The sequence below is a fragment of the Rhizobacter sp. P1_G5 genome (assembly GCF_056405435.1).
In genome coordinates this window covers 1-4,173 of sequence record NZ_JBFUCB010000546.1, presented here as the reverse complement: position 1 = coordinate 4,173, position 4,173 = coordinate 1, and the positions used below count along the sequence as shown (strand labels likewise).

Annotated in this window: 3 protein-coding genes; 1 reads left to right on the top strand and 2 read right to left on the bottom strand. The window is 67.3% G+C overall.

The features are described from left to right. Nucleotides 1-575 precede the first annotated feature (575 nt). Nucleotides 576-962, bottom strand: a complete 387-nt coding sequence (gene nirD, locus AC1D12_RS26575; protein ID WP_477826880.1) for a nitrite reductase small subunit NirD — start codon at nt 960-962, stop codon at nt 576-578. Then, entirely contained in the window at nt 959-3,421 is a 2,463-nt protein-coding gene (nirB, locus tag AC1D12_RS26570; RefSeq protein ID WP_477843987.1) for a nitrite reductase large subunit NirB, read from the bottom strand. The genes nirD and nirB overlap by 4 nt, the downstream gene beginning before the upstream one ends. Before the next feature lie 140 nt (nt 3,422-3,561). Here nirB and AC1D12_RS26565 point away from each other — a divergent pair. Beyond that, nucleotides 3,562-4,173: PP2C family protein-serine/threonine phosphatase (locus AC1D12_RS26565; protein WP_477843985.1), on the top strand; the 612-nt coding region annotated here is incomplete at its 3' end.

Sequence of the window (4,173 nt, the reverse complement as noted above, 5' to 3'; positions counted from 1 at the left end):
GTGCATCGCCAAACTCCCTCCACTCACTTCGTTCGTTGTGGTCAAACAGTGGCGATGAGTCAGTCTACGAAGCGTGCTGCGCACGCCACCCCCGAAGCCGATCTTCTTCGTCGCCTCAGAAATCGCCCCCCACGGGCCTACCGCCCGCCGCGAGGAGCCGACGGTTCGTGTTCGAGGGTATTTGAAGTGAGGGTTGAACCCCGGATTCCGCTGCGCTGCATCCGGGCTACACGTAGCCCGGGTGACAACCCGGGGATYMACCTTCAYTTGTTCGCTTGTTACCCCCCGAAGGAGCACGGTGGTGCCACAAAGGCGCGGGTGGGCAGGCTGTGGAGCGCCAATCAGGACGGGGCGCCGGAGCTGGCTGGTTTCTTGGCCCGCGTGCGCCAGCACGCTTCGTGAACTGACTGTCGCCGACTGTTTGACCACAACGAACGAAGTGAGTGGCGGGAGTTTCGGCGACGGGCCGTGAAAGCAGTCAGCGGAGGGCAGTCCTCGCCCCCCCGGGGCGAGGACCGCACCGGCCGGCGAGCCACAGCCTGCCCACCCGCGCCTTTGCCGCGCCGACGGAGCCATCAGCCCACCACCACCGGAATGACCTTCGGACCCGCCACAGGCCGAACGAGATCGATCGCATGCTGTGCCAACTCGACGGCATCGAGGTGCACCACGCCATTCGACACGTGCACCGCAAACCTCGGCGTGCAACCGTCGTCAGGCGCCCGGGCACACCCGTCGTCCAGCCCGATCGTCCAGTTGTGCAGCGGGCACGCGACGCTCTTGCCGAACACGATGCCCTGGCTCAGCGGGCCGCCCTTGTGCGGGCAGCGGTCGAGCAGCGCGAACACCTCGTCCTGGTCGTTGCGGAAGATCGCGACGTCAACGCCCACATCACGCGCCACGCGGCGCGAGCCCAGCACCGGGATGTCGTCAACGCGACAAATGGCTTGCCACTGGCTCATCGTGCTTCTCCCAGTGCTGCTGCAACCGGCGTGAACTGCCGGGTGTCGACCCGCGCCTTGTCGAAATCGAACCACGGATCGGGCTCGCCATCGAGCGAGAACTTCAATCGCTCCCACAGCGCCACGCGGCCTTCGGCATCGTCGAGGATCTTCTTCTTCACGTAGTCGAGGCCCACACGCCCGATCCAGTGCACCGTGCGCTCCAGGTACCAGCCTTCCTCGCGGTACAGCTGCAGGAACGCACCGCTGTACTCCAGCACCTCCTCGGCCGTCTTCAGCTTCACGAAGAAATGSGCCACCTCSGTCTTGATGCCGCCGTTGCCGSCSAYRTASATCTCCCAGCCCGARTCGACGCCGATSAYGCCGACRTCCTTGATGCCSGACTCSGCRCAGTTGCGCGGGCAGCCGCTCACCGCMARCTTSACCTTGTGCGGYGCATACATCCGCCACAGCGCACGCTCCAGGTCCTTGCCCATCTGCGTGCTGTCCTGCGTGCCGAAACGGCACCACTCCGAACCCACGCAGGTCTTCACCGTGCGCAAGGCCTTCGCATACGCATGGCCCGAGGRCATGCCGATGTCCTTCCAGACGTTGACCAGGTCCTCCTTCTTCACGCCCAGCAGGTCGATGCGCTGGCCGCCGGTCACCTTGACGGTCGGGATCTTGTACTTGTCCACCGCATCGGCGATGCGCCGCAGTTCATCCGCCGTCGTCTCGCCGCCCCACATGCGCGGGATCACGCTGTAGGTGCCGTCCTTCTGGATGTTGGCGTGGCTGCGCTCGTTGATGTAGCGCGACTGCGGATCGTCCTGCGCCTCCTTCGGCCAGGTGCTGATCAGGTAGTAGTTCACCGCCGGCCGGCAGCTCGAGCAGCCGTTCGGCGTGCGCCACGCCAGCGTCTGGTACACCGATGCGATCGACAGCAGCTTCTCGTTGCGGATCACGTCGCGCACCTCCTGGTGGCTGTGGTCGGTGCAGCCGCACATCGCCTTCTTCTTCGGCGTCGCCGAGTAGTCGCCCCCCGCAGTGAACATCAGCAGCTGCTCGACCAGCCCGGTGCACGAGCCGCACGACGCACTCGCCTTCGTGTGCTTGCGCACCTCCTCCAGCGTGAACAGGCCCTTCTCCTTGATGGCCTTGCAGACCGTCCCCTTGGTGACGCCGTTGCAGCCGCAGACCTCGTCGCTGTCGGCCATCGCGGCCGCCTTGTTGTGGCCTTCATGCCCGGTGTCGCCGATGTTCGACTCGCCGAACATCAGCTTGTCGCGGATGTCGGAGATCGTGCGGCCCTCTCTGAGCAGCTTGAAGTACCAGCTGCCATCCACCGTGTCGCCGTACATGCAGGCGCCGACCAGCTTGTCGTCCTTGATCACCAGCTTCTTGTAGACGCCGCCGAACGGATCGCTCATCACGATCTCCTCGCAGTCGGCCCCGCCCATGAAGTTGCCGGCCGAGAACAGGTCGATGCCGGTCACCTTCAGCTTGGTCGAGGTCTGCGAGCCGGTGTAGCGGCCGATGCCGAACTCCGCCAGGTGCGTCGCGCACACCTTGCCCTGCTCGAACAGCGGCGCCACCAGCCCGTACGCGATGCCGCGGTGCGCCGCACACTCGCCGACCGAGTAGATGCGCGGGTCGGTCACCGTCTGCATCGTGTCGGTGACGACGATGCCGCGGTTGCAATGCAGGCCGATCTTCTCGGCCAGCTCGGTGTTCGGGCGGATGCCGGCCGCCATCACCACCAGGTCGGCCGGCACCTCGGTGCCGTCCTTGAACTGCACCGCCATCACGCGGCCCGCCTTGCCGGCCTCGCGGTCGCCGATCAGCGCCTGCGTGTTCGCGCCGATCAGGAACTTCAGCCCGCGCGCCTCCAGCGACTTCTGCAGCAGCTTGCCGGCGGTGTCGTCCAGCTGGCGCTCCATCAGCCACGGCGCCACGTGCACCACGCTGACCTGCATGCCGCGCAGCATCAGCCCGTTGGCGGCCTCCAGCCCCAGCAACCCGCCGCCGATCACCACCGCGTGCTTGTAGCGAGTGGCGGCCTCGATCATCGTGTTGGTGTCGGCGATGTCGCGGTAGGCGATCACCCCCTCCAGGTCCTTGCCGGGGATCGGCAGGATGAACGGGTTCGAGCCGGTCGTGACCAGCAGCCGGTCATAGCGCTCCTCGGTGCCGTCGGCCGCGCGCACGACGCGGTTGCGCCGGTCCACGTCGACCACCTTCTTGCCCAGGTGCAGCGTGATGCCGTGCTCCTCGTACCAGCTCAGCGGGTTCAGCACGATCTCGTCGAGCGTCTGCTCGCCGGCCAGCACCGGGCTCAGCAGGATGCGGTTGTAGTTCGGGTGCGGCTCGGCCCCGAAGACGGTGATGTCATACAGGTCGGGCGCGATCTTCAGCAGTTCCTCCAGCGTGCGCACCCCGGCCATGCCGTTGCCCACCATCACGAGTTTCATCTTCTTCATCACACGCTCCAGTTCCAGCCGCTTGCGCAGCGATAAAAGCAAAGGGGGTGCCAACGGGATACGCGCTACGCTCGCGGACCATGTGCCCGCCGGGCCGCCCCAAGGGCACATACCGGCGTGCGTAGCACGAAGGTTTCCTGATGAGCTTTGACGTCGAGATCGGCCACTTCAGCCTCGCGGGCCCGCGTCCGCGCAACGAGGACTTCGCCGCCTGCCTGGTGCCCGAGGGCGACGACGCCGCGCGCGGGCTGATCGCGGCGATCGCCGACGGCGTGTCGTCCGGCGGCCTCGGCCTCGAAGCGGCGCAGACCACCGCGATGAGCGTCGTGCAGGACTACTTCGCGGCGCCCGACACCTGGCATGCCACCGCCATCCTCGACCGCGTGATCGCCGCGCAGAACCGCTGGCTGGTCGACCACAACCGGCGCCGCCAGCGCAGCGCGCACGACGCGATGGGCATGACGACGCTGACCGCCCTCGTGCTGCGCGGCCACGGCTTCACGCTGGCGCACGTGGGCGACACCCGCGCCCACCTGCTGCGTGGCGATGAGCTGGTACAGCTGACGCAGGACCACGGCTTCGACCACCCCGACCAGCGCGGCCGCCTGACCCGCGCGATCGGCCTGGACGACGGCGTGCGCGTCGACTACCTGCAGGCCGAGCTGCAGACCGGCGACCTGTTCGTGTTGACCACCGACGGCGTGCACGGCCAGCTCGCGCCGCGCCGCCTGGCGGCGCTGGCGCGCGAGGGC